This window comes from Streptomyces cavernicola (assembly GCF_029968035.1).
Lineage (GTDB): Bacteria > Actinomycetota > Actinomycetes > Streptomycetales > Streptomycetaceae > Streptomyces > Streptomyces cavernicola.
Genome location: NZ_JASCIQ010000021.1, coordinates 123,292 through 145,043 on the forward strand (window position 1 = coordinate 123,292; position 21,752 = coordinate 145,043).

Annotated in this window: 20 protein-coding genes; 6 read left to right on the top strand and 14 right to left on the bottom strand. The window is 72.1% G+C overall.

The window, feature by feature from the left end:
- Positions 1-62 precede the first annotated feature (62 nt).
- Positions 63-1,493: an amino acid permease gene (locus QIS96_RS20870; protein ID WP_282544177.1), complete on the top strand. Its 1,431-nt coding sequence runs from the start codon at positions 63-65 to the stop codon at positions 1,491-1,493.
- Positions 1,494-2,355: 862 nt separating this feature from the next.
- A complete protein-coding gene (gene hutH / locus QIS96_RS20875; RefSeq protein ID WP_282544178.1) occupies positions 2,356-3,894 on the top strand; it encodes a histidine ammonia-lyase in 1,539 nt (512 codons plus the stop codon).
- Between the two features lie 152 nt (positions 3,895-4,046).
- Here the strand turns inward: hutH and QIS96_RS20880 are convergent, their stop codons facing one another.
- From QIS96_RS20880 to QIS96_RS20900, 5 genes are all read right to left on the bottom strand, one after another.
- Complete coding sequence (locus QIS96_RS20880; RefSeq protein ID WP_282544179.1) at positions 4,047-4,814, bottom strand: IclR family transcriptional regulator; 768 nt, start codon at positions 4,812-4,814, stop codon at positions 4,047-4,049.
- Positions 4,815-4,894: 80 nt separating this feature from the next.
- On the bottom strand, positions 4,895-5,179 hold the full coding sequence (locus tag QIS96_RS20885) for a transcriptional regulator (RefSeq protein ID WP_282544180.1): 285 nt from the start codon (positions 5,177-5,179) through the stop codon (positions 4,895-4,897).
- Positions 5,176-5,799 carry a Rossmann-fold NAD(P)-binding domain-containing protein gene (locus QIS96_RS20890; RefSeq protein ID WP_282544181.1) on the bottom strand — a complete coding sequence of 208 codons (624 nt, stop codon included), beginning with the start codon at positions 5,797-5,799 and terminating at the stop codon, positions 5,176-5,178. Before QIS96_RS20890 ends, QIS96_RS20885 begins: the two co-directional genes overlap by 4 nt.
- 69 nt (positions 5,800-5,868) lie before the next feature.
- Positions 5,869-6,030 (bottom strand): rubredoxin, encoded by a 162-nt coding sequence (locus QIS96_RS20895; RefSeq protein ID WP_282544182.1) that lies wholly within the window; start codon positions 6,028-6,030, stop codon positions 5,869-5,871.
- A complete protein-coding gene (locus QIS96_RS20900) occupies positions 6,027-7,178 on the bottom strand; it encodes an alkane 1-monooxygenase (protein ID WP_282544183.1) in 1,152 nt (383 codons plus the stop codon). Before QIS96_RS20900 ends, QIS96_RS20895 begins: the two co-directional genes overlap by 4 nt.
- 162 nt (positions 7,179-7,340) lie before the next feature.
- Here QIS96_RS20900 and QIS96_RS20905 point away from each other — a divergent pair, with 162 nt between their 5' ends.
- Positions 7,341-7,943, top strand: a complete 603-nt coding sequence (locus QIS96_RS20905; protein ID WP_282544184.1) for a TetR/AcrR family transcriptional regulator — start codon at positions 7,341-7,343, stop codon at positions 7,941-7,943.
- 23 nt (positions 7,944-7,966) lie between these two features.
- Here the strand turns inward: QIS96_RS20905 and QIS96_RS20910 are convergent, their stop codons facing one another.
- On the bottom strand, positions 7,967-9,007 hold the full coding sequence (locus QIS96_RS20910; RefSeq protein WP_282544185.1) for an Lrp/AsnC family transcriptional regulator: 1,041 nt from the start codon (positions 9,005-9,007) through the stop codon (positions 7,967-7,969).
- Positions 9,008-9,100: 93 nt separating this feature from the next.
- Between QIS96_RS20910 and QIS96_RS20915 the strand changes: the two genes are divergently transcribed.
- Together QIS96_RS20915 and QIS96_RS20920 are read left to right on the top strand one after the other, a co-directional pair.
- Positions 9,101-10,381, top strand: coding sequence for a metal-dependent hydrolase family protein (locus tag QIS96_RS20915; RefSeq protein ID WP_282544186.1), 1,281 nt, complete (start codon positions 9,101-9,103; stop codon positions 10,379-10,381).
- Positions 10,378-11,967: an AbgT family transporter gene (locus tag QIS96_RS20920; RefSeq protein ID WP_282544187.1), complete on the top strand. Its 1,590-nt coding sequence runs from the start codon at positions 10,378-10,380 to the stop codon at positions 11,965-11,967. The genes QIS96_RS20915 and QIS96_RS20920 overlap by 4 nt, the downstream gene beginning before the upstream one ends.
- Positions 11,968-12,052: 85 nt before the next feature.
- On the opposite strand, the gene QIS96_RS20925 is transcribed toward QIS96_RS20920, so the two are convergent.
- From QIS96_RS20925 to ltnD, 7 genes are all read right to left on the bottom strand, one after another.
- Positions 12,053-12,811 (bottom strand): FadR/GntR family transcriptional regulator, encoded by a 759-nt coding sequence (locus tag QIS96_RS20925; RefSeq protein WP_282544188.1) that lies wholly within the window; start codon positions 12,809-12,811, stop codon positions 12,053-12,055.
- Between the two features lie 17 nt (positions 12,812-12,828).
- Positions 12,829-13,869: a D-erythronate dehydrogenase gene (gene denD / locus QIS96_RS20930; RefSeq protein WP_282544189.1), complete on the bottom strand. Its 1,041-nt coding sequence runs from the start codon at positions 13,867-13,869 to the stop codon at positions 12,829-12,831.
- Positions 13,866-14,696: a 2-oxo-tetronate isomerase gene (gene otnI / locus QIS96_RS20935; protein ID WP_282544190.1), complete on the bottom strand. Its 831-nt coding sequence runs from the start codon at positions 14,694-14,696 to the stop codon at positions 13,866-13,868. Before otnI ends, denD begins: the two co-directional genes overlap by 4 nt.
- Positions 14,697-14,738: 42 nt before the next feature.
- Positions 14,739-16,043 (bottom strand): MFS transporter, encoded by a 1,305-nt coding sequence (locus tag QIS96_RS20940; protein ID WP_282544191.1) that lies wholly within the window; start codon positions 16,041-16,043, stop codon positions 14,739-14,741.
- An 84-nt stretch (positions 16,044-16,127) separates the two neighbouring features.
- On the bottom strand, positions 16,128-16,802 hold the full coding sequence (locus QIS96_RS20945) for a class II aldolase/adducin family protein (RefSeq protein WP_282544192.1): 675 nt from the start codon (positions 16,800-16,802) through the stop codon (positions 16,128-16,130).
- Positions 16,799-18,085 (bottom strand): 3-oxo-tetronate kinase, encoded by a 1,287-nt coding sequence (otnK, locus tag QIS96_RS20950; protein ID WP_282544193.1) that lies wholly within the window; start codon positions 18,083-18,085, stop codon positions 16,799-16,801. The genes QIS96_RS20945 and otnK overlap by 4 nt, the downstream gene beginning before the upstream one ends.
- A gap of 1 nt (position 18,086) precedes the next feature.
- Positions 18,087-19,103, bottom strand: a complete 1,017-nt coding sequence (gene ltnD / locus QIS96_RS20955) for an L-threonate dehydrogenase (protein WP_408907228.1) — start codon at positions 19,101-19,103, stop codon at positions 18,087-18,089.
- Positions 19,104-19,277: 174 nt separating this feature from the next.
- On the opposite strand from ltnD, the gene QIS96_RS20960 reads away from it, so the two are divergent.
- A complete protein-coding gene (locus QIS96_RS20960; RefSeq protein WP_282544195.1) occupies positions 19,278-19,838 on the top strand; it encodes an NUDIX domain-containing protein in 561 nt (186 codons plus the stop codon).
- A 203-nt stretch (positions 19,839-20,041) separates the two neighbouring features.
- On the opposite strand, the gene QIS96_RS20965 is transcribed toward QIS96_RS20960, so the two are convergent.
- Positions 20,042-21,625, bottom strand: a complete 1,584-nt coding sequence (locus tag QIS96_RS20965) for an FMN-binding glutamate synthase family protein (RefSeq protein ID WP_282544196.1) — start codon at positions 21,623-21,625, stop codon at positions 20,042-20,044.
- Positions 21,626-21,752 lie beyond the last annotated feature (127 nt).

The window sequence follows — 21,752 nt, forward strand, 5'->3', positions numbered from 1 at the left end:
GATTCAACGCCACCAACCCCGCCACCTCGTCCGGAACACGGTCGTTCCAAGGAGGCAGTTTCTTGACCACCGACACCTCGTCGTCCCTGCAGCGCGGGCTCAAGTCCCGGCACATACGCTTCATCGCCCTGGGCTCCGCCATCGGAACCGGTCTCTTCTACGGCTCATCGGAGTCGATCAAGGCGGCCGGACCCGGTGTCCTCCTGGCCTACCTGATCGGTGGCGCCGCGGTCTTCCTCGTGCTGCGCTCGCTGGGCGAGATGGCGGTGAGCAGTCCGTGCGCCGGATCGTTCGGCGAATATGCAACAAAATACCTCGGTCGGCTGCCCGGCTTCCTCACGGGCTGGACGTACGCCCTGGAGATGATCGTCGTCTGTCTGGCCGACATCACCGCCCTCGGGCTCTACATGGGCTTCTGGTTCCCGGACGTGCCCCGCTGGATCTGGCTGCTCGCGGCCGTCGCCGTCATCGGCGTCATGAACCTGTTCAGCGTGAAGGTCTTCGGTGAGCTGGAGTTCTGGCTCTCCTTCGCCAAGGTCGTCGCCATCGTCGCGATGATCCTCGGCGGTCTCGCCATCCTCGTCTTCGGCATCGGCGGCGACAACGGCGCCAGCATCTCCAACCTGTGGAGCCACGGCGGCTTCCTGCCCAACGGCGTGCAGGGCCTGGTGCTCTCCTTCGCCGTGGTGATGTTCGCCTTCGGCGGCACCGAGATCATCGGCGTCACGGCCGGTGAGGCCCAGGACCCGGAGAAGACGATCCCGAAGGCCGTCAACTCCATCCCCGTGCGCATCATCCTGTTCTACGTCCTGACGCTCGCCGTGCTGATGTCGCTCGACCCGTGGAAGCACATCGGCGCCGAGGGCAGCCCGTTCGTGGAGATCTTCGCCGGGCTCGGCGTCACCGCCGCCGCCGGCGTGCTGAACCTCGTCGTGATCATCGCGGCGCTCTCCGCCATCAACAGCGACATCTTCGCCGCCGGCCGGATCATGTACGGCATGGCCGAGCGCGGCCAGGCCCCCAAGGTCATGCGCAAGGTCTCCGCCAACGGCGTGCCCACGATGACCGTCGGCATCATGATCGGCTCCCTGCTCCTCGGCGTGGTGCTCAACTACCTGATGCCCGAGCGGATCTTCCTCGTCATCGCCTCGATCGCGACCTTCGCGACCGTCTGGGTCTGGCTGATGATCCTGCTCTCGCAGGTCGCCGCCCGCCGCAGGATGACCCCGCAGGAGGTCGCGGAGCTCAAGTACCCGGCCCCGTTCTGGCCGTACGGGCAGATCATCACCATCGTCTTCATGGCCGGTGTGGTCGTGCTCCTCGGCTTCTCCGAGGACAGCCGGATCGCCCTGATCGTCGGCGGCGTGTGGCTGGCCCTGATGACCACAGTGTTCTACCTGTTCGTACGGCCCGGCCTGCGGAAGGCGGACGCGGCGGCGGCCTCGGTGGAGGCTGAGGTTCCCGAGCCGGTGGAGGCTGGGGCCCGGAGCTAGCGCTCTTCTCCCCTCCCCGCCCTTCCCGAAGTCCTCAGCGGACGGCCACCCGGGGGCGGCGGCCCCCGGACCCCCGTCCCGGCGGCTGCCGCCCCCGCGCCTTTGCCCGGGGCTGAGCCCCCCGTGTCCCTGCCCGGGGCTGCGCCCCGCGCCTCTGTCCGGGGCTGCCGCCCCTGGGCCCCGCTTCGGGGCTTCGCCCCGTGCCCCGGGTTGTCGTTCGGCTTTCCCGCCGTCGTGGCTGGTCGCGCAGTTCCCCGCGCCCCTCGTCGGGGGCTTCGCCCCCAGCTCCGGTTGTTGTTCGGGTGCTTGCGCCGTGGTGGCTGGTCGCGCAGTTCCCTGCGCCCCTGCCGGGGGCTGCGCCCCGGACTCCGGCCGTCATTCGACTGCTGCGCCGTGGTGGTTGGTCGCGCGGTTCCCCGCGCCCCTGAAAAGCCAGCCCCTGCCGGGGCTGAATCCCGCCTCAGCTCGCAGAACCTCGCCCGACTCCGCAAAAGACCAGCCCCCGGCATTCGAGGGGCAGGGGGCAGATTCAGCCTCTCCGGCGTTTGAGGAGCGGGGGGTTCGGGGGCTGGCCCCCGACGATGGGGTTCCGGGGAGTAGCCCCGTGGTGGGGTTCCGGGGCGGCAGCCCCGGCGGGGTCTGGGGCGGCGGAGCCCCGGGGAGCGGGGGTTTGGGGGCGGAGCCCCCGGGGCTGTCCGCAGGGCTTTCGGGAAGGGGCGGGGAGGGGAAAAAAGACCGGCGGTACCGCGAGCGCGCGGTGCCGCCGGTCCTCGTTTGCCGGAGGGCAATCGTCTGGGATCCCAGACAGGAACCCCTTGCGACCCCCTGCCGAAAGCCCCCTGTCCTCAGGCTTGATTGACCTATGAACGAAATCTCCGTGGGGGTCGGCCCCCTCTCCGCCGCCGATGTCGTGTCCGTCGCCCGGCACGGGGCCCGCTTGACCCTCAGCCACGAAGCGCTCGGCGAGATCTCCAAGAGCCGTCAGGTCATCGAGAACCTCGCCGACGACGTGGTCCCGCACTACGGCGTCTCCACCGGCTTCGGTGCCCTCGCCACCCGTCACATCCCGCTCGACCTGCGCGCCCAGCTGCAGCGCAGCCTCGTCCGCTCCCACGCGGCCGGCTCCGGCCCCGAGGTCGAGCGCGAGGTCGTCCGCGCCCTCATGCTCCTCCGCCTCTCGACGCTGGCCACCGGCCGCACCGGTGTCCGCCCCGAGACCGCGCAGGCCTACGCGGACCTGCTCAACGCCGGCATCACCCCGGTCGTCCACGAGTACGGCTCGCTCGGCTGCTCCGGCGACCTCGCCCCGCTCGCCCACTGTGCGCTCGCCGTCATGGGCGAGGGCCAGGTGCGCAACGCCGACGGTGAGCTGATGCCCGCCGCCGACGCGCTCGCCGCCGCCGGGCTCACCCCGGTCACGCTGCACGAGAAGGAGGGCCTGGCCCTCATCAACGGCACCGACGGCATGCTCGGCCAGCTCGTCATGGCCGCCGCCGACCTGCGGATGCTGCTGCGTACCGCCGACATCGCCGCCGCGATGAGCGTCGAGGGCCAGCTCGGCACCGACCGCGTCTTCGCCGCCGACCTGCAGGCCCTGCGCCCGCATCCCGGCCAGGCCTCCAGCGCCGCCAACCTGACGGCGCTGCTCGCCGACTCGGCGATCGTCGCCAGCCACCGCGGCCCCGAGTGCACCCGTGTCCAGGACGCGTACTCGCTGCGCTGCACCCCGCAGGTGCACGGCACCGCCCGTGACACCCTCGCGCACGCCGAGACCGTCGCCGACCGCGAGCTGGCCAGTGCCATCGACAACCCGGTCGTCACCCCCGACGGCCGCGTCGAGTCCAACGGCAACTTCCACGGCGCTCCCGTGGCCGCCGTCCTGGACTTCCTCGCGATCTCCGTGGCCGACCTCGCCTCGCTCTCCGAGCGCCGTACGGACCGCTTCCTGGACGTGGCCCGCAACCACGGCCTGAACGCGTTCCTCGCCGACGACCCCGGCGTCGACTCGGGCCACATGATCGCCCAGTACACGCAGGCCGGCATCGTCTCCGAGCTCAAGCGGCTCGCCGCCCCCGCCTCCGTGGACTCGATCCCCTCCAGCGCCATGCAGGAGGACCACGTGTCCATGGGCTGGGCCGCCGCCCGCAAGCTGCGTCGCGCCATCGACGGCCTGACCCGCGTGGTCGCCGTGGAGATCCTCACCGCGGCCCGTGCGCTCGACCTGCGCGCCCCGCTCACGCCGTCGCCCGCCACCGCGGCCGTCGTCGCGGGCCTGCGCGAGCACGTCGAGGGCCCCGGCACCGACCGGTACCTCGCCCCGGAGATCGAGTTCGCCGTGCAGTACGTGGCCGAGGGCCGTGCCCTCGCCGCCGCCGAGTCCGTCACCGGCAAGCTCGGCTGACACCCCTCGGGGTGTCTCCCGGCTGACCGGCGCCCGCTCGGCCGGTCCGTCGAACCGAGGACCCCTCCCGCCACCGATCACCCGGTGGCGGGAGGGGTCCTTTCGTATACGGGAGTACGGGAGTACGGGATTACGGGGCGGGGCGGGGCGGGTCAGGCGCCTGCGCTGCCGCCGATCCTCCGGCTCAACTGCTCCGCGGTACGGGAGACTTGGGCCGCGATGCGCTGCTGCTCCTCCGGGCCGACCTCCGCGACGGGGAACGTGACGGCCACCCCGGCCACCGGGTGTGCCTGGTGGTCGAGGACCGCCGCGGCCACCGAGGCGAAGCCGGTCGTCACCTCGCCGTCCTCCGTGGCGTACCCGCGCCGCCGCGCCTCCACGAGGAGTTGCCGCAGCGCGGTCAGGGAGCCGGGACCCACCTCGTTGCGCAGCACGAACGCGGAGGCGTCGGGGAACAGGGCACGCACCTGCGCCTGCGGGAGCCCGGCGAGGACGGCGCGCCCGCTCGCGGTCAGATGCGCGGGCAGCCGCACCCCGACCTCGGTGACGAGCGGTGCCCGGCCGGGTGCGCGCTCCTCGATGACGTAGATGACCTCGCGGCCGTGCAGGACGGCGAGGTGCGCGTTGTGGCCCGTACGGTCGACGAGCTTCGCGAGCGGCACGCGGGCCAGGCGCTGGAAGGGGGCCTGGCGGCTGTAGCCGGAGCCGAGCTCGAAGGCGCCGACGCCGAGCCCGTACCGCCGCTCCTCCGGCAGGTGCACGACGAAGCCCTCGCGGGCCAGGGTGTCGAGCAGGTGGTACGTGGTCGAGCGGGGCACTCCCACGTCACGGCTGATCGCGGCGGCGGGCACGGGGCCCGCCTGACCGGCGAGGTAACGGAGGATGGCGAGGACTTGGGCTGCGGCGGGGACAGGGGCCATACCGGGAGATTACGTCCGGGGGTGGCGCCGGTCCCGGGCTCGTGCCCGGATATCTGGGATACGAGACGCCGACCGCCGCGTCACTCGCCCACGATCTCCCTGAGCGCCGCCAGGTGCCCCGCGTACGCCCTGCGGCCCGCCGGGGTCAGGCGCAGCCACACCCGCTGCCGGGTGTCGCGCACCGCCTTGCGCTGTTCCACGTATCCCGCGTCGATGAGCGTGCCGGTGTGCTTGCTCAACACCGAGGCGGACAGGTCGAGTTGCTCCTGCAGGACCGCGAACTCGGCCTCGCCCGCCGCCTCCAGGAGCGCGCAGATGCGCAGCCGGTTCGGGGCGTGGATGAGGTGGTCGAAGCCGTTCATCATGCCGTGGCGTAGGAGGCCGGGGAGACCTTGCGGTGCAGTCGTACGAAGAGCAGGTGGAAGGCGATCGAGACGGCGGCGGCCGCGACCGAGGCGGCGATCAGCCAGAGTGGCTGCGCGGTGGCCTTGAACGCCCAGGCCGAGCCCATGAGCAGGACCGGCAGGCCGATCGTCAGCGGCACGGTCACCTTCCTGGGCAGGACGTCGAACCGCAGCGCGACGCCTGTGCGGCGGCGCCAGGCGGCGCCGACGTACGTGAAGAGGCCCAGGTAGAGCAGGGTCGACACGCCCAGGGTCACGGCCCAGGCCGAGTTCGGGAGCAGCCACTCGCGGTCGCTCAGCATCCCGCCGTAGGCGAAGGGGAAGAGCGCGACGTACGCGGTGAGGACCGTCGCGAACCAGAGGGGCCAAGGGGTGGCGGAGCGGGCCTGTATCTCCTGCTTCACGCGCACCGCGTCGGCGAGCGCGGTGCTGGCTTCGGCGGGAGAGGGGAGTGCCTCTTCGGGAGTGGGCTCCTCGGAGGCGGGCTCCTCCGAAGTGGGCTCCTCTGGGGTGGGTTCCTCCGAAGTGGGCTGTGTCGCTTCGGAGTCGGGGCGCTCGGGGGTGTCCTTGTCGGTTTCCACGCCGGAAAGAGTACGGGTGACTTTCCGGCATGGCAACTGAATGTTTTCCGGCATGGAAACCAGGCTGGACTACAGCTCCTCGAAGTCCGTCTTCTCGCGCACCCCGCAGTCCGGGCACGGCCAGTCGTCGGGCACCTCCGCCCACGGCGTGCCGGCCGGGAAGCCCTCGCGGGGCGCACCGGCCGCCTCCTCGTACACGAAGTCGCAGACGGGGCAGCGGAATCGGCTCACGCGGTCACCCCGTACCGTGCGCGCTTGCCGGGCTGGACGTTGGCGCGCGACAGGTCGCCGTCGTAGTGGGCGCGCACCCGGTGGTCCATCACGCGGCGCCACAGCGGCGGGAAGTAGGCGAGCACGATCATCCCCGCGTACCCGGTGGGCAGTTCGGGCGCCTCGTCGAAGTGGCGCAGGGCCTGGTAGCGGCGGACCGGGTTGGCGTGGTGGTCGCTGTGCCGCTGCAGGTGGTAGAGGAACACGTTGGAGGCGACGTTGTTGCTGTTCCAGCTGTGCCGGGGCGCGCAGCGCTCGTACCGCCCGGCGGAGGTGGTGGCCCGCAACAGGCCGTAGTGCTCGGTGTAGTTGATGACCTCCAGAAGGCTGAAGCCGAACACGGCCTGCACCAGGAGGTACGGGAGCACCTCGACGCCGAACGCCGCGACCAGCGCCCCGAAGAGCACGAGCGACATCGCCCAGGCGTTCAGGACATCGTTCCGCGGCGACCACGGGCTCTTGCCGCGCCGCTCCATCCGGCGGCGCTCAAGTCCCCACGCCGAGCGGAGACTTCCGTACACCGTGCGCGGCAGGAAGCGCCAGAAGCTCTCGCCGAGGCGGGCGCTCGCCGGGTCCTCGGGGGTGGCGACGCGGACGTGGTGGCCGCGGTTGTGCTCGATGAAGAAGTGCCCGTACAGCGTCTGCGCCAACGCCACCTTGGACAGCCAGCGCTCCAACTGCTCCTTCTTGTGGCCCAGTTCGTGCGCGGTGTTGATGGCGATGCCCGCCACCCCGCCGAGCGTGATCGTCAGGCCGATCCGGTCCGCGAGCCCCAGGTCGCCGCGGGTGAGCAGCCAGCAGCCGAGGACCAGGCCCGCGTACTGCAGCGGCAGGTAGAGGAAGGTGCACCAGCGGTAGTAGCGGTCCTGCTCCAGCCAGGCGAGCGCGCTCTCCGGCGGGTTGGCCGCGTCCTTGCCGATCAGCTGGTCGATCACCGGGAAGATCACGTAGAGCACCACGACGCCGGTCCACCAGAAGAGGCCCTGGCCGGTGGCGGCGACGAGGCCCCAGGCGATGAACGGGAACGCCGGGATGATCAGACCCAGAAGCCAGAGGTACCGCTTGGGATCCCGCCAGTCGGGCTCCGGGATCCCCGTCGTGCCGGCCATGTCACGCCCTCCTTGTGGGTGGGTTGCACCGTGCGGGGGTGGGTGGGCTGCGCCTGGGGGAGTGAGTTACGTCCGGCGCGATTCCCGTCCAGCAGTTAGACAGTTCGTCAGGGAAGTGTCAACAGCTGTAACAGGCTCTGGGACAGCTAGAGTTGGGGCACCATGACGCGCTTTCGGCAAGCTGTCCGCACCCTGCTCCGGGAGCAGATCCTGGACGCCGCGTATCGGCTGGTCACCGAGGAGGGCTGGGCGCGGCTGCGGGTCGCGCCCGTCGCCCGCGGCGCCGGATGCAGCCGCCAGACCGTCTACAACGAATTCGGCACGAACCCCAAGAGCGCCATCGGCCTCGCCCTCGTCGAGCGCGAGGCGGAGCGGTTCCTGCTCGGCATCCAGGAGCAACTCGACGCCCACCGCGACTCGTTGGAGGCCGCGGCCGCCGCGGGCGTCGGCTTCGTACTGCATCGCGCCGACGCCAACCCGCTGATCCGCTCCGTGCTCACGGCGGCCCGCGGCGGCCAGGACGACGAGCTGCTCGCCTACCTCACCACCCGCCCCGAGCCGGTCTTCGACACCGCCACCGCCATGCTCGACGCGTACGCGGCCGACACCTGGCCCGAGGTCGACGCGGCCTCCCGCAGCCTCGCCGTCGAGACGATCGTCCGGCTCACCGTCAGCCACATCGTCCAACCGGCCGCGGATCCGGAGCAGTCGGCCGGCAGGATCGCCGCGATCACCGCACGCATCGCCTACCCGGCGAAGGAGTAGGAACTCGACGGCTCTGGACTCCCTTACTTGTCCCAGTAGTTGAGCGGCGCCGACCCCACACTGCGGCCCTTGCGGTCCAGGATGCGGCCCACGTGCTTGACGGTGCGCAGGACCACCGCCCGCTCCGTGATGCGCAGGTCGAGATGGGCCAGGCGGCGGTTCACCAGAGCCTCCGTGGTGTGCACGTCGGCGAGGTCGGGCAGCCAGATGTCCAGGACCAGGTTGTGCGCGCCCGCGGTGATGCTGCACATCCTGAGGCCGGGCAGCGTACGCAGCGCGCTCACCGTCTCGTCCAGGTGCTGGGCCGGCACCGAGCCGAAGTACACCACCGAGATCGGGAAGCCCGTCAGCGGCCGGGCGAGCGCGCAGCGCAGCGAGAGCCGGCCCGTGGACGTGAGGACGCGGAGCCGGCGCCGCACCGTCGCCGTGGACGCCTCCACGGTCTCGGCGAGCTCCGTCAGCGGCATCCGCCCGTCCGCGCCGAGCGCGAGGGCGATCCGGCGGTCGAGCGGGCGCAGCGGCTCCTGCGGCAGGTTCGGGCGCTCCACGGCCAGCTCCTGCCGCTGCCGCCGGGTGAGGCTGCGCAGCCGCCACGAGGCGCCCTCGAACGGCGTCGCCGTCATGACGTGGCTGCGCACCGCCCGTACGCCCGGCAGCTGCGAGATCCGCTCGCCCGCGAGCCGGGCCAGGCCGTCCAGGTCCGCGGCGCCGACGATCGCGAGCAGGTCGCGGCCCCCGGAGGTCTGCTTGAGGCTCAGTACGCAGGTGTCGCGGGCGAGCAGCCCGATGGTGTCCTCGCTGGGCCGCCCGTCCATGTCGATCTCGATCTGCGCGTACACCCCGTCGTCGTTGCCGGGGGACAGATAGCCGTCGACCCAGGCCATGCCCGTGCGCACCATCCGCTCCCAGCGCCGGGCCACCGTCACCGGGTCCACGTCCAGGACCTCGCCGGCCCGCACCCACGGGATGCGCGGCTGGATCTGCAGGGCGTGCACGATCGCCAGGTCGAGCTCGTCCAGGGTGTGCGCCCTGTCCGGCTCCGTGTGCGTTCGCTGCGTCTCCATGAGGGGTGCCGAATCCTGCGTGAAGGGGTGGCCGAGTGACGGATTCCGGCGATTTTACCTGCATGCCGTCCCGTAAACCGACGATCGTCCGCCATGAGCCACGCACAGTTCTCCTCCCTGCGCATCGTCCGGGCCCGCCTCGTCGACGGCACCGGCGCCGGCCCCGTCGAGGACGCCGTGATCGACATCGACGAGACCGGCACGATCGTCCACGCGGGCCCCGCCGCCACGGCCCCCGCCGCGCCCGCCCGCGCCCGCACCGTGGACGCCGCCGGCCGCACCGTGCTGCCCGGCTTCATCGACACCCATGTCCACCTCGCCGTGGAGTCCGCCCGGCAGATGGTCAGGCGGCACGAGTCGGACCCGACGGTCGAGACGTTCCGTACCGCCGAGCGGCTGCGGATCACCCTCGACGCGGGCATCACCACCGCCCGCGACCTCGGCGGACTGCCCGCCGGATACCGCGACGCGGTCGCGGCCGGGCTCACCGTCGGCCCCCGCCTGCACACCGCCGTCCGCATCCTCAGCCACACCGGCGGCCACGCCGACTTCCACACGGACTGCGGCTTCGACCCCAGCTCCGGCATGGGCGAGATCGCCGACACCCCCGACGAAGTACGCGTCGCCGTACGGCGGTTGCTCCGCTCCGGCGCCGACGTGATCAAACTCTGCGCGACCGGCGGCATGAGCAGCCCGTACGACCAGCCCGACGACGAGGGCCTCACCGTCGAGGAGATCCGCACCGTCGTCGACGAGGTCGCCCGGCACGGCGGCCGCCCCGTCGCGGCGCACGCCCAGGGCACGGCGGGCATCCTCAACGCCATCCGCGGCGGCGTCACCAGCGTCGAGCACGGCTACGGGATGACCGCCCAGGCCCGTGAACTCGCAGGCGAGCACGGCACGTTCGTGGTGCCCACCCTGTCCACCGTCTTCGACGGCATCGACAAGGCGACCATGCAGCCCTTCCACTACGAGAAGAAGGTCCGCTGGTCCGGCATCACCCGCGAGAACATCTCCGCCGCCATCGCCGACGGCCTGCGCATCGCCCTCGGCACCGACGCCGCGATGGTGCCGCACGGCCGCAACCTGCGCGAGCTCGCCCACCTCGTCTCGCTCGGCATGAGCCCCGCGGCGGCCATCGAGGCGGGCACCCGGCACGCCGCCGAACTCCTCGGCCTCGCCGACGAGTTGGGCACCCTCGAAGCCGGAAAGCAGGGCGACCTCGTGCTCTGCGAAGGCGACCCGCTCGCCGACGTGTCGGTCCTCGCCGACCCCGCGAACGTCCTGCTCGTCGCCCAGCGCGGCGCCGTGCGCAAGGACACCCTCGGCCTCGCACAGGCCGACGGAGAGCCAACGGAAGGAGCAGCCGGATGAGCACCTCGGTCACCCCGGCCCGGACGCCCGCGGGCGGCCCGGCCAAGCCCACCTTGCTCGACAAGGTCATGAACGGCATCGAGCGGGCGGGCAACAAACTGCCGCACCCGGTGCTGCTGTTCGTCGGCCTGTTCCTGATCATCGGCACCGTATCCACCGTCCTCGCGGCGTACGGCGCCACCGTCACCGTGCCCGGCGAGAACGAAACCCTCGCCGTGAAGGGGCTGTTCACGGGGGAGGGCGTCCGCTGGCTCCTTGAGAACTTCATCCCGAACTTCACGGGCTTCCCGTCCCTCGGCACCGTCCTGTTGATGATGGCCGCGGTCGGCGTCGCCGAGAAGACCGGGCTCCTGGAGACCGCCGTACGGGCGTCCATCGCGCGGGCCCCGAAGCGGCTGCTTCCCTATCTCGTCGCGTTCGTGGCCTGCCAGGCACACCTGATGAGCGATGTCGCGATCCTCGTCATCCCGCCGCTCGCCGCCCTCGCGTTCAAGAACGCGGGGCGCAACCCGATCGCCGGACTCATCGGCGGCTTCGCCTGCGTCTGCGCCGGATACGCCGCCGGGTTCTCCGTCGGCGCGCTCGACGCCCTCTACGTCGGCATCACCCAGCAGGCCGCGGCCGTGCTCCCCGGCGGCGAGAGTGCGCCCACGCACATCCTCGTCAACTACTTCTTCACCGCCTCCGCCAGCTGCGTACTCGCCCTGATCGGCGGCCTGTTGATCTCCCGCGTACTCGAACCGCGGCTGCCGCAGCCCGACCCGGCGGCGGAGGCGGACGAGAACGAGGGCGCACCGGAAGCGGACGGCGCGCCTTCCGTGACCGTCACAGCACGCCAGCGCAAGGGCCTGCTCCACGCCGGGCTCGCCGTGCTGCTCTACGCCGCCGTCGTGGTGACCTGCTGGCTGCTGCCCGGCTCCCCGCTGCGCGGCGAGGGCGGCGCGCTCGTCCCGTCGCCGGTCCTGAACGGCATCGTGCCGCTGCTGTTCCTCGCGTTCGTGATCGCCGGCGTCGTCTACGGCCGTACGGTCGGCACCCTCAAGCGCGCCGAGGACGCCCCGCGGATGATGGCCGAGTCCATCACCGGCATGTCCGGCTACATCGTCCTCATCCTGGTGATCTCGCAGGTCATCGGCGTCTTCGACTGGTCCAACGTGGGCACGCTGCTCGCCGTGAACGGGGCCGAACTGCTGGAGTCCGCAGGCCTCACCGGCTTCACGGGGCTCGTCCTCTTCGTGCTCCTGGTCTGCGTCCTGAACCTCTTCGTCACCTCGGGCTCGGCCCTGTGGTCGCTCGTCGCGCCGGTCTTCGTCCCGGCGTTCATGCTGCTCGGCATGGAACCGGCCATCACCCAGGCCGCGTTCCGCATCGGTGACTCCGCGACGCAGATGATCACGCCGCTCAACCCGTACGTCTTCCTGATGCTGACGATCCTGCGCCGCTACGAGCCGAGCGCCCAGCTCGGCACGGTCCTCTCCCGGCTCTCGGTGTTCGTCGTCCCGTTCCTGATCGCCTGGCTCGCGGTCCTCGGCCTCTTCTACGGCCTGGACCTGCCGCTCGGTCCGGGGGCGGACATCCACCGCTGACCGCCCCGTACCCGGCACGCACAACACCGCGCCCCGCACGTCGAGTTGACGTGCGGGGCGCGGTGTCGTCGCCGAGGGGTGGGGCTCAGGACTTGGCGTCCAGGTCCACGTCCAGGTCGTCCGTCTCCGTCCAGAAGCCGTCGTCCGCGTCCTGCAGGCGGGAGGCCGCGTGCTTCATGTGGCGGCGGACCGCGGCGCGGGCGGCGCGGGCGTCGCCGGACTCGATGGCCGTGAGGATCGCGTGGTGCTCGACCCGGACCGCCTCGTTGAAGTCGTCCCTGCGGGCCTCGTTGGCGCGGGTGACGCGGATGCCGCTGCGCAGCACCTCGCCGAGGTAGCGGACCGTGGAGACCATCACCTCGTTGCCCGTGGACTCGGCGATCGACCGATGGAACGCCAGGTCCTCGTCCACCCCGTCGCCGCCCGCGGCCACGGCCTCGTCGATCGCCGTCAGGGCCTGCCGCATCCGCTCGATGTCGGCCGGGGTGGCGCGGGTCGCGGCGAGGGAGGCCGCCTCGCCCTCCATGGCGCGACGGACCTCCACGATCTTCAGGACCTTGGCCTTGGTGCCGGAGCCCTCGCCGTCCGCCTCCAGGTCGAGCGGGCGGGTGCGCCGCGGCATGACGAACACGCCGCGGCCCTGCCGGGGTTCGACCAGCCCGGCGCTGCGCAGCCGGGACACGGCCTCGCGGATCACCGTACGGCTGACGCCGAGCTGCTTCACCAACTCGACCTCGGTCGGGAGCTTGTCGCCCTCGGCCAGACGGCCGGACTCGATCTCCTCCGAGAGGATCGCCGCGACCCGGTCCGCGAGCCGTACAGGGCCACTCACCTTGGAGAACATGCGTGCCAGTCTATCCGTCAGGCCCTGCCCGAACCGGCGGCGGTCGGGGCGAGAGCGGTCACGGCCTCCGGGTGGTCCTCGACGTACGCCCGGACGACCGCCTCGAAGCTGTCGTCCGGGGTGAGGCCGAGCGCCGCGGCCCGCGCGTTGTCGAAGGCGGCAGGCCAGGAGCCCACGATCGCCTCGACGGACGGGTCCGGCTCGACCGTCACCAGCTCGGCTACGGCGTCCCCGGCGACCCGGCGGACCGTGTCGAGCATCTCGGCGACCGTGACGGTCAGCGCCGGCAGGTTCACCGGCAGCTCCCCCTCGAAGTGGCCCGGACCGCTGCCCCGTTCCGCCTCGGCGATCCGCAGGATGCCGTCGACGGTGCGCCGTGGCGAGGCCAGGGCGACCCGCAGGTCCGGGCTGACCGGGCAGACGGCCGGAAGCCCGGCGAGCGGCTCGCGGACGATGCCGGAGAGGAAGCCGGAGGCGGCGGCGTTCGGCTTGCCCGGCCGTACGGACACCGTCATCAGGCGGGCCACCCGGCCGTCGAGGAAGCCCCGGCGGCTGTACTCGGCGACCAGCTGCTCGCAGATCCGCTTCTGCACGCCGTAGCTGGAGCGCGGGGTGGGCAGCGTCGACTCGCTGACCACCGCGGGCAGCGGCAGCGCGGCGTCCGAGCCGTACACCGCGACGCTGGAGGCGAACACGACGCGCGGCAGCGGACCGCCGGCGGCGGCCTGGGCGCGGGCGGCCTCCAGGAGGGCCCGCGTGGTGTCCAGGTTGGCGCTCATGCCGAGGTCGAAGTCGGCCTCGCACTCGGCGGAGACCGCGGCCGCCAGGTGGATCAGCACGTCGACGGGCTCCGCGAACACCTCGTCGAGCCGTTCGACGAGGTCGCCGCAGACGACCTCGACCAGGGGGTCGGCGAGGACGGGGGAGTCCTCGGGCACGAACCGGTCGGCGAGCACGAGGCGGTCGACGGGCGTCCCGCCGAGGGTGCGCCGCTGCAGCAGGGCCTCGGCGACCTTGCGGCCGAGGAAGCCGAATCCGCCGGTGATGACGATCCTCATGCGTGGTCTCCTCGGTGGTCCGCGGACCGGTCGTTCTCGTGGTTCTTCAGCCAGCCGAGCCCCTCGCTCGTGCCGGCGCGCGGGCGGTACTCGCAGCCGATCCAGCCGTCGAAGCCCAACGCGTCGACCACGCCGAAGAGATGGGGGAAGTTCAGCTCGTTCGCGGCGTCCGGCTCGTGCCGGTCGGGCACGCCCGCGATCTGCAGATGCGCGACGCGTCCGGTGGGCAGGTCCCGGCGCAGCGTCGCCGTCAGGTCGCCCTCGACGATCTGGCAGTGGTACAGGTCCAGCTGCACCTTGAGGTTGGGGGCGCCCACCTCCCGTACGACCGCGTGCGCGTCGGCCTGCCGGCTGATGAAGTAGCCCGGCATGTCACGGGTGTTGATGGGCTCGATGAGGAGGTCCACGCCCGCTGCGGCGGCGCGCTCGGCGGCCCAGGCGAGGTTGCCCAGGTAGGTGGCCCGATGGGCGTCCCACTCGGCGGGGGTGGCGTCCTGCGGCACGAGTCCGGCCATCACGTGCACCTGGCCGCAGCCGAGCGCGGCCGCGTACTCCAGGGCCTTCTCGATCCCGGCGCGCAGCTCGGCCTCGCGGCCCGGCAGCGAGGCGAGGCCCCGCTCGCCCTTGTCCCAGTCGCCGGGGGGCGCGTTGAAGAGCACCTGGCGCAGGCCGTGCTCGTCCAGCAGACGGCGCAGCTCGGCGGGCTCGTGGTCGTACGGGAAGAGGTACTCGACGCCCTCGAAGCCGTCGGCCGCGGCGGCGGCGAAGCGGTCGGGGAAGGCGTGCTCGGTGTACATCATCGACAGGTTCGCGGCGAACCTAGGCATGGGTTGCTCCTGTGGTCGGAAGGAGAGCGGGACCTGAGCCGGTCATCGGTTCACGACCTCCTTCTTCGTGGTGAGGACGGCGATCGCGCCGACGACGAGGCTGAGGGCCAGGACGTACATCGGGATCGCGGACGAGCCGGTGGCGTCCTTCAGGGAGCCGATCATGTACGGGCTGACGAACCCGGCCAGGTTGCCCACCGAGTTGATCACGGCGAGCCCGGCGGCGGCCGCGGTGCCGCCGAGGAAGGCGGTGGGCAGCGACCAGAACAGCGGGGCGCAGGTCAGCACGCCGGCGGCGGCGAAGGACAGGGCGATCAGGGAGAGCGCGGTGGACCCGCTCCAGCTCGCGGCGAGGGAGAAGCCGACGGCGCCCATGAGGCTCGGTATCACCAGGTGCCAGCGGCGCTCGCGGCGCTTGTCGGCGGAGCGGCCGAAGAGGTTCATGGCGACGAGCGCGGCGAGGAACGGCACGGCGCTCAGCACGCCGATGGTGAAGGTGTCCTCGATGCCGGTGGACTTGACGAAGGTCGGCATCCAGAACGTGAGCGCGTACTGGCCCATCACGAAGCAGAAGTAGATGAGGCACATCAGCCACACCTTCGGGTCGCGGAAGCCGTCCCAGGCGCCGCCGTGCTTCTGGTGCGCGGTGTCCTTGGCGAGCGCCGCTTCCACGATGTCCTTCTCGTCGTCGGACAGCCACTTGGCGCCGCGCACCCCGTTGTCGAGGTAGAAGAGCGTGGCCACGCCGATGAGGATCGCCGGGATGGCTTCGAGCAGGAACATCCACTGCCAGCCCTGCCAGCCGTTCTTCCCGTGGAAGGCGTCCATGATCCAGCCGGAGAGCGGGTTGCCGAAGATGCCGGCGACGGGGATCGCGGACATGAACATCGCGATGACGCGGGCCCGGCGGTGGGACGGGAACCAGTACGTGCAGTAGAGGATCACGCCCGGGTAGAACCCGGCCTCGGCGGCGCCGAGGAGGAAGCGGAGCACGTAGAACCACGTCTCGTTCGAGACGAACATGAACGCGCCGGAGACCAGACCCCACGTGATCATGATCCGGGCGATCCAGGTGCGGGCCCCGATGCGCTGCAGCATCAGGTTGGACGGCACCTCGAAGAGGAAGTACCCGATGAAGAACAGACCCGCGCCGAGCCCGTACGCCGCCTCGCTGAGACCGAGGTCGTCGGACATCTGCAGCTTGGCGAAGCCGACGTTGACGCGGTCCAGGTACGAGAAGACGTAGCAGAGGATCAGGAAGGGGACGATACGGAGAACGACCTTGCGGAAGACGGCGTTCTCACGGGCGAGGTCGGGGGCCTCGGCCGTCGCGGTGGACGTGGACATGCGGAATCCTATCTGCGGCTCAGGGGATTCTCGGGCAGGGGAGAGGGGCGGTGCACGGGGGCCGGGCCCACAGGGGCCCTGCGGTCACCAGGAGGCGCCGAAGGTTGCCTTCAGCTCGTCGAGCGCGGGGCCGGGGAGCGGCTCCGGTCGGCGTTCGGTGAGGAGCCAGAGGCGCGCGGTCTCCTCCAGCTCTTCGAGCACGGCGAGCGCGGACGCCGCGTCCGGGCCCCAGACGACCGGGCCGAGCCGGTCGAGGAGCACGGCCCTGATGGGGGTGGACTCGGCGGCCCGCCGGGCGATGTGCCCGGCGACCAGGTCGGCCACGCGGGGGTCGCCGGGCCGGTGGTACGGGACGAGCGGGACGTGCCCGACCTTCATGACGTAGTACGGCGTGATCGGGGGGAGCACGTCGTCCTCGCTCCAGACGCCGGCCAGGGTGAGGGCGACGAGGTGTGTGGAGTGGGTGTGGACGACGAACCGCGCCGAGGGGTCGGCCTCGTAGATCCGCCGGTGCAGGGTGAGGGTCTTGCTGGCCCGGTCGCCCGCGAGCTGCGTGCCGTCGGCGTCGACGAGGGCGAGGCGCTCCGGCGACAGGAAGCCGAGGGCGGCGTCGGTCGGGGTGATCAGGTGCCCGCCGTCGAGCCGGGCGCTGATGTTGCCGGCGCTGGCGTGCACGTAGCCGCGGTCGAAGAGGCTGGTGCCGACGCGGACGATCTCGGCGCGGGCCGCGTCCACGGCCTGCTCGGGGAGGCGGGTCATACGGGCTCCCCGGCGGATTCGAGGCGGGCGAAGGCGTCGGTGAAGAAGCCGGGGCTGCCGAAGTTGCCCGACTTCAGGGTGATGTGCAGGGTGTCCCCGCCGGACAGCTCGGCGGCGCACCACGGCACGCCCGGGTCGATCTGCGCTCCGATGCGGAGTCCGGTGAGGCCGAGTGCCTGCACCACGGCCCCGGAGGTCTCGCCGCCCGCGACGGCCAACTGCCGTACGCCGAGGTCGAGCAGCCCCTGCGCGACGCGGGCCAGGGTCCGCTCGACGAGCTCACCGGCCTCGGCGACGCCGAGCCTGCCCTGCACGGTCCTGACCGCGTCGGGCGTCTCGGTGGAGTAGACGAGCACGGGACCGTCGGCGAGGTGCCGCGCGGCGAAGGCCAGGGCCTCGCCCGCGACGTCCTGGCCGTCGGCGATCCGCAGCGGATCCACGCTGAACGCGGGCCGTCCGGCGCGCAGGAACTCCCGCACCTGCCCGTTGGTCGCGGTCGACACCGAACCGGAGACGATCGCCTGCAGGCCCCCGGCGGGCGGGAGTTGGGCGGCGCTCGCGGACGGCTCGAAGCCCCAGTTGGCGGGCAGGCCGATGGCGAGACCCGAACCCGCGGTCACCAGCGGGAGGTCCCGGACCGCCGCGCCGAGCCGCAGCAGGTCGTCGTTGGAGACGGCGTCGACGATCGCGGCGCCCACCCCGTCCTTGCGCAGCTCCCCGATGCGGTCCCGGATCGCGTCGGGGCCCGCGGCCACCACGGTGTGGTCGACCAGGCCGACCGGGCGGGTGGACTGCGCCCCGAGGACGGACACCAGGTCGGAGTCGGTCATCGGCGTCAGCGGGTGGTGGCGCATGCCGCTCTCGCTCAACAGGACGTCGCCGACGAAGAGATGGCCCTTGAAGATGGTCCGCCCGTTGTCGGGGAACGCAGGGGTCGCCACCGTGAAGTCCGTGCCGAGGGCGTCCAACAGGGCCTCGGTGACGGGGCCGATGTTGCCCGCCGGGGTCGAGTCGAAGGTCGAGCAGTACTTGAAGTAGATCTGCTCCGCGCCCACGGACCGCAGCCAGTCCAGGGCCCGCAGCGAGACCTCGACGGCCTCGTCGACGGGCGTCGTACGCGACTTGAGGGCGATGACGACGGCGTCCGCGTCGACCGGGCCCGGGGTTCCCGGCGCCGGCACGTCGATCAGCTGGACGACGCGCATCCCGGCGCGTACGAGGTTGTTGGCGAGGTCGGTCGCGCCGGTGAAGTCGTCGGCGATGCAGCCGAGTCGGATGGTCATGTCAGGCCTCGTCCTTCTGCTCGGGCAGCTCGGCGTGCTTCTGTCCGGGCAGCTCGATCCCGGGGAAGGTCTTGATCACGGCGCTGTCGTCCTCGCCGCCCAGACCGGAGGCGGAGGCCTGCAGGAACATCTGGTGCGCGGTGGCCGCGAGCGGCAGCGGGAACTTCTCCGGACGGGCCGCGTCGAGCACGAGCCCGAGGTCCTTGACGAAGATGTCGACCGCGGACAGCGGCGTGTAGTCCCCGGCGAGGACGTGCGCCATCCGGTTCTCGAACATCCACGAGTTGCCCGCGCTGTGCGTGATCACCTCGTAGAGCGACTCGGCGGGCACCCCGGCCTTGATGCCGAGGGCCATCGCCTCGGCGGCCGCGGCGATGTGCACACCGGCGAGCAGCTGGTTGACGATCTTCACCTTGGAGCCGATGCCCGCTTCGTCGCCGAGGCGGTAGACGGTGGCGCTCATCGCTTCGAGCACCGGGTCGGCAAGGGCGTACGCGGTCGCGGAGCCCGAGGTCATCATGGTGAGCTCGCCGCTCGCGGCCCGTGCGGCACCGCCGGAGATCGGGGCGTCCAGGTAGAGCACGCCCCGCTCGGCGAGCCGCTTCTCCAGCTGGGCCGACCAGTTGGGGTCGGCGGTCGAGCACATCACGTAGACCGAGCCGGGGCGCAGCGCGTCGGCCGCGCCGCCGGGGCCGAAGAGTACCGACTCGACCTGCGCGGCGTTGACCACGACGCCGACCAGGACGTCGACGGCGGCCGCGAGCTCAGCGGCCGAGGCGTGGGCGGTGCCGCCGTCCTCGGCGAACGCGGCGGCCACCTCGGGCCGCAGATCGTGGACGGCCACGTCGAAGCCCGCGCTGCGCAGGCTGCGGGCCATCCCGAGCCCCATGGCCCCGAGGCCCACCACGCCCACGCGTGGTGCTGCCTGCCTGACCTGGTCGTTCATGAAACTTCCTCGTTTCGCTGTGCCGTCCGGGGCGCGGCTCCCGGCTCGGATTCGGTGCGGCGATCGCGTCATATGATGACCTGCGGACAGCTTGGTGGGAACTGTGATGCCAGTCACATGGGGGGCTGGTCGGCTGCGCGACACCGCCTCTGGCCTCGGCGTTCGCCGGTCGCAGGTACGCGCGGCAGCCGCGCCCGCCGCCCCGCGCGCATCATGAACAGGCCAGTCGTGGGCAGGACTTCACCCATGAACGAACGGGAAGACACCACCTGGGACGCGGGCGGCCTCGGCCCCTGGGCCCGCCACCGACGCACCCCGCTGTACGCGACCCCGCGCCTCACCGCCTACCGCGACGACGTCACGTTCCCCGACGGCAGCACCGGCCCCTACAACTGGGTGCGGGTCCCCGACCAGGTACGGGTGGCCGCCCTCGTCCACGGCAACCTCCTCGTCTGCGAACAGCACCACTACCTGACCGGCGTGATGTGGCAGCTGCCGGGCGGCCAGGTCGACCCGGCCGACGGCGCCCCCGAGAGGGCCGCACGGCGCGAGCTCGCCGAGGAGACCGGCTACCGCGACGGCCACTGGACCGACCACGGCGCCCTGCACCCGCTGCCCGGCGCGACCCCGGCCCGCGTGCACCTGTGGAGCACCGTCGACCCCGACCCGTACCCGGCGGCCCCGGAATCCGTCGAGGCCGACCTGAAGGTCCATCACATCCCGCTGGCCGAGGCGGTGTCGGCGGTCCGGGACGGCCGGTTGCGGTGCGCGGCGAGCGCGGCACTGGTGCTCGCGGTGGCGCTCTAGGCCCTGTCTTCAATCTCCTGCCTGCCCCGCGACGCCCGGCACGCACGCTCGCCGCGTTGCGGAAATGCCCTAGTAGCTCCGCTACGAGACCATTCCCGCGCCTTGCGAGCGCACGCACCGGACGCCGCGGGGCCCGCCCTTCGGGCGGACGACAGGAGATTGAAGACAGGGCCTAGGACCGTACGTGACGAACGGCTCGCGGCTCAGACCGTGAACCGGTCCGGGTCCGCGCGTTCCCAGTCCGCCGCCCAGGCCGTGGGCGGCGCCGTGCGCAGCTCGCCCGGCTCGGGCGGTACGTACAGCTCGGCGTACGAGCGGAACACGGCGTCGCCGCCCCTGCGGCGCAGCAGGTGCGGGGTCAGCTCGGCGGGCTCGCGTACGCCCATCGCGGCCATGATCTGCAGCGCGCTCTGCACGGTGGCCTGTTGATAGCGGGTGACGCGTACCGACTTGTCGGCGACGTCGAGGGCGCGGACCCGGCGCGGGTCCTGCGTGGTGACCCCGGTCGGGCAGCGGTTGGTGTGGCAGCGCTGCGCCTGGATGCAGCCCACGGCGAACATCATCGCCCGAGCCGCGTTGGTGTAATCGGCCCCCATGGCAAGGCGTTTGACGATGTCCGAGCCGGTGGCCACCTTGCCGCTCGCACCGATCCGTACCCGGTCCCGAAGTCCCGTGCCGATGAGCGCGTGGTGCACCGTGATCAGGCCCTCGGTGAGCGGCATCCCCAGGTGGTCGGCGAACTCCAGGGGCGCCGCGCCCGTGCCGCCTTCCGCGCCGTCGACCACGATGAAGTCCGGCGTGACCCCCTCCGCGAGCATCGCCTTGCACACCGCGAGGAACTGGGTGCGCGAACCGGGGCAGATCTTGAACCCGACGGGCTTGCCGTCCGCCAACTCCCGCATCCGGGCGAGGAACCGGACCAGTTCGCGCGGCGTCGAGAACGCCCGGTGGTACGGCGGCGACACGACCGTACGCCCCTGCGGGACCCCGCGCGCCGCCGCGATCTCGGCGCTCACCTTGCCCGCGGGCAGCACCCCGCCGATGCCGGGCTTGGCGCCCTGCGAGAGCTTCAGAGACACACAGCGGACGGCGGGCAGCGCCGCCCGGTCCGCGAACTGCCGCGGGTCGAAGTCGCCGTCCGGCGTGCGGCAGCCGAAGTAGCCCGTGCCGATCTCCCACACCAGGTCCCCGCCGGGCCGCAGGTGGTACTCGGAGATCCCGCCCTCGCCCGTGTCGTGCGCGAAACCCCCGCGCGCCGCACCGGAGTTGAGGGCGAGCAGGGCGTTCGAGGAGAGCGAGCCGAAGCTCATCGCGGACACGTTGAGCAGTGCCATCTCGTACGGTCGCGTGCAGTCGGGACCGCCGATCCGTACGCGCGGCGGGCGCTCGGGCACGTCGACGGGGGCGATGGACGGGACCAGGTACTCGTAGCCCCGCTCGTACATGTCGAGCTCGCTGCCGAACGGGTCCTCCGCGTCCTCGCCCTTGGCGCGCTCGTAGACGATGGTGCGGGTGTCGCGGTCGTAAGGGCGGCCGTCGTAGTCGCGCTCCACGAAGTACTGCTGCAGCTCCGGGCGGACCGACTCCAGCTCGTACCGCAGATGGCCGACGATCGGGTAGTTCCGCAGCACCGTGTGCCGCCGCTGCAGCAGGTCGTACACGCCCACGAGCGTCGGCGCCCCGCACAGCGCGACCGCCGCCCACCACCACGGCGAGAGCAACAGGGCGAGGGGGACGCCCGCGGCCGTGCCGGCGGCGAACAGAGCCAGAGCTGCGAAACGTGTCATGGACCTCCTTTAACCCGTTTCGGCCCCCGGGGACACCGGAGTGCGCCGCCGGGGGGGGGGGGGGGGGGGGGGGGGGGGCGCGGGGGCCCCCCCCCCCCCCGCCCCCCCCGCGCCGCGGGGGGCGGGC